The sequence below is a fragment of the Streptomyces capoamus genome (genome assembly GCF_014654935.1).
Lineage (GTDB): Bacteria > Actinomycetota > Actinomycetes > Streptomycetales > Streptomycetaceae > Streptomyces > Streptomyces capoamus.
In genome coordinates this window covers 11,021-11,660 of record NZ_BNBF01000023.1, presented here as the reverse complement: position 1 = coordinate 11,660, position 640 = coordinate 11,021, and the positions used below count along the sequence as shown (strand labels likewise).

The window sequence follows — 640 nt, the reverse complement described above, 5'->3', positions numbered from 1 at the left end:
GCTGGCTGGTGACCGCGCTGACCAGGGCGCCGGCCACCATCACGGCGAGGCTCAGGATCAGCATGCGGCGCTTGCCGTAGAGGTCGCCGAGCCGGCCCATGATCGGGGTGGCGACGGCGCCGGACAGCAGGGTCGAGGTGAGCACCCACGTGGCGTTGCTGGGGGCGGTGTCCAGCAGCTGCGGCAGGTCCTTGATGACCGGTACGAGCAGCGTCTGCATCACCGCGACCACGATGCCCGCGAAGGCGAGCACGGGGACAACGGCGCCGCCCGCTCTCCGGGTGGGCTGGTCGGTCGTCGTGTCTGGCATGGGGTGAGGCCTCCCGCGTGTCATGAGTGCTGGGTAAACCTCGTATGCACAGGCAACTATTCCGTTGCTTCGGGCCGCTAACGAATCCTTGACCGTTTCATGGGAATCCGACCGGTCGGCACGGGCCGGCGGCCGGCGGGGGCCCCGGGCCCAAGGGATTTCCCTCCGAATCCGCGCGCCGGGGCAACGGTCCGGGCGGTCCATGGACTCCTTTGAATATCTAGGAGGTGCCCATGGGGGACGGGAAGCAGACTCGGAACGAGGAGTTCCAGAGCTTCGTGGTCGGCCGCTGGCCGCGGCTGATGCGCACGGCATTTCTCCTCACGGGGG

At 68.6% G+C, this 640-nt stretch carries 1 protein-coding gene and 1 pseudogene; one reads left to right on the top strand and one right to left on the bottom strand.

All coding sequences use genetic code 11. The features are described from left to right. On the bottom strand, positions 1 to 310 hold a 310-nt coding region (locus tag IE312_RS42415), incomplete at its 3' end, for an MFS transporter (RefSeq protein WP_229900583.1). 233 nt (positions 311 to 543) lie between these two features. Between IE312_RS42415 and IE312_RS42410 the strand changes: the two are divergent. Continuing rightward, positions 544 to 640, top strand: a pseudogene (locus tag IE312_RS42410) (SigE family RNA polymerase sigma factor); the annotation flags it as partial.